This is a genomic window from Methylophaga sp. UBA1464, assembly GCF_002325665.1.
Lineage (GTDB): Bacteria > Pseudomonadota > Gammaproteobacteria > Nitrosococcales > Methylophagaceae > Methylophaga.
The window spans coordinates 19,957-21,734 of sequence record NZ_DCSO01000054.1 but is presented as its reverse complement, the minus strand read 5'-3'; the positions used below and the strand labels follow the sequence as shown (position 1 = coordinate 21,734).

At 44.2% G+C, this 1,778-nt stretch carries 3 protein-coding genes; all 3 read left to right on the top strand.

Going from position 1 to position 1,778, the window contains the following annotated elements; genetic code table 11:
* Nucleotides 1-544, top strand: a 544-nt coding sequence (ccoO, locus tag B3O33_RS06790; RefSeq protein WP_292363256.1) for a cytochrome-c oxidase, cbb3-type subunit II, incomplete at its 5' end; no start/stop codon positions are given.
* On the top strand, nt 537-746 hold the full coding sequence (locus B3O33_RS06785) for a cbb3-type cytochrome c oxidase subunit 3 (RefSeq protein WP_292361695.1): 210 nt from the start codon (nt 537-539) through the stop codon (nt 744-746). The genes ccoO and B3O33_RS06785, both read left to right, overlap by 8 nt.
* Nucleotides 739-1,671: a cytochrome-c oxidase, cbb3-type subunit III gene (gene ccoP / locus B3O33_RS06780; protein ID WP_292361696.1), complete on the top strand. Its 933-nt coding sequence runs from the start codon at nt 739-741 to the stop codon at nt 1,669-1,671. The genes B3O33_RS06785 and ccoP overlap by 8 nt, the downstream gene beginning before the upstream one ends.
* Nucleotides 1,672-1,778 lie beyond the last annotated feature (107 nt).

The following is a 1,778-nucleotide window of genomic DNA, read 5'->3' as shown; positions in this document are numbered from 1 at the left end:
AAATACATTTGAGGATGATGTTTATCCTGAATATGAAGAACTGCAAGGCGTCCGTCCTTATACTGCTTTGGAATTAGCTGGACGTGATGTCTATCAACGTGAAGGGTGTTACCTGTGTCATTCACAAATGGTGCGTCCATTCCGTGATGAAAAAGATCGTTATGGTCATTATTCGCTCGCAGTGGAATCAAAATATGATCACCCGTTCCAATGGGGGTCTAAACGTACAGGTCCCGATTTAGCACGTGTGGGGGGTAAATACTCCGATGCTTGGCACATTCAGCATTTACGGGATCCACGTTCTGTCGTACCTGAATCTGTTATGCCGCGTTACCCGTGGCTGGATAATGCCACCATTGACGGAGAAGGCATGATTAAACGCCTGAAAGCGATGAAGGTATTGGGTGTGCCATATAGCGATGAAGAAATCCTGGGTGCAGCTGAAGCGGTAGAGGGTAAAACAGAAATGGATGCTTTGGTGGCCTATCTGCAGGTATTAGGCACTATGATCAATTTCGAACCTGGTAGAGATTACCGTGAGTGATTTTCTATCCTACTTCAATACAAATTGGTCAGCAATGACCGTAAGCGATTGGGTTGGTACGATACTGACGGTCATAATTTTCTTACTGATGTTTGGTATGTATTTCTGGGTCTTACGTCCAAAAAATAAAGAAAAGCTTGAATCACATCGTGACTTGCCGCTGAGAGATGACGATATAAATTCGGAGAAAAATGATGGCTGATAACAATAAAAACCCAAATGAATGTCCAGATACTGGTCATGAATGGGATGGCATCAGAGAGTTAACTAATCCACCGCCACGCTGGTGGACAATAGCCCTGTATCTGAGTGGTTTATTAGTGCTGGTCTATTTTATTTTGTATCCATCTCTGCCATTGGTAACAGGAAATACCAAAGGTATTCTGGGATGGACCCAGATTAAAGAATACAAAGAAGATCTGGCAAAAATCGAAGAAAAACGTGCACCGTTTGAAGATCGTATCGCTGCACTGTCTGCTGAAGAGATTCTTGAAGATGATGAATTGTTGCGTTATGCGGTAGGTTCCAGCAAGGTGCTTTATGGCGATAACTGTGCTGCCTGCCATGGTGTTGGTGGCTATCCACAACCTGGTTCTGGTTATCCCATTCTTGCCGACGATGACTGGTTGTATGGCGGTACTGTGGACAAAATTATCGAAACACTGGCTAAAGGCCGTCAAGGCATGATGCCTGCACATGCTGAATTATTGACGGATGAAGAAGTTGATGGTTTGGTTGAGTTTGTTATAAACAGTTCTAATGGCGAAGCCACAGAAGCTGAGTGGAAGCTATATAACGAAAAAGGCTGTGTGGCTTGCCACGGTGCAGATGCCAAAGGTATCCAGCAGCTTGGTTCAGCGAATCTTGCGGACAAAGTTTGGCGTTTTTCGGGTGAGCCCGATGAAATTCGCCATACCATTCTTCATGGTGTGAATGATGCCAACGATCCGCAAACACGCGTAGCTGTTATGCCTGCCTGGAATGAAAAACTTGCCGTGCGTCTTGAGGCAGAAGAGTACGGTGATGATCCTGAAGAATATTACGAAGGTGATGAAACAGAACGTTTAACTGAAAACGAAATCAAAAAGCTGTCAATTTATGTACACCAGCTTGGTGGTGGCGAATAGTAAACGTAAACTGATTATTGCGTGTCGACAGATGCAAGGAGATTGATATGGGTTTAGATGCTGTAGCGATTGGTGCGATTGTAAGTCTTGTATTGACAATTGTTGTG